The 632-nt window shown below is 66.0% G+C and carries 1 protein-coding gene; it reads left to right on the forward strand.

The window, feature by feature from the left end:
* Window positions 1–172: 172 nt before the first annotated feature.
* Window positions 173–632: ATP-binding cassette domain-containing protein (locus D1614_RS28260; protein WP_119440505.1), on the forward strand; the 460-nt coding region annotated here is incomplete at its 3' end.

Genomic DNA, 632 nt, shown 5'->3' on the forward strand with positions numbered 1-632 from the left:
GGAGTTGAGCGAATACCTGTATTGCCTGCAGGATCGGCGCGATGCGCGCTTGATTGCCGCCTTCCTGAGCGAAGTCCGGCCCGTGTCGTCATAAGCCGAACCAAAATCCGGAAATGCGCGCATTGGCGTTTTTGGGGTAACTGCCACAAGGGGTACATGTCGGCTGGCTACAGTGGCGACCGTTTTTGCCACTGTCCGCGCCCCCGTGCCCCTATCTCAGCCTGTCACCAGCCCGACCTCGGGTTCCGCCGCGCCGTTCCTCTCCGTGCGACACGTCTCGCGCCGCTTTGGCGCGTTCACGGCACTCGACGGTGTGTCGCTGGATGTTGCGCAGGGCGAGTTCGTCTGCCTGCTGGGCCCCTCGGGCTGCGGCAAGACGACCCTGCTGCGCATCATTGCCGGGCTGGAGGCGCACGACGGCGGCCAGATCGTCGCCGGTGGCCGCGATATTTCCAACCTGCCGCCGCGCGAGCGTGACTACGGCATCGTCTTCCAGTCGTACGCGCTGTTTCCCACCCTGACGGTCGCGCAGAACGTCGGTTACGGGCTGGACACCAGCAACGGCAACCGTGCGCGCATGCAGGCGCGTGTCTCCGAGATGCTGGCCCTGGTCGGCCTGGCCGGCAGCGAGG

Origin of the sequence: Maribellus luteus (assembly GCF_003576475.1) — a bacterium.
GTDB lineage: Bacteria > Bacteroidota > Bacteroidia > Bacteroidales > Prolixibacteraceae > Draconibacterium > Draconibacterium luteum.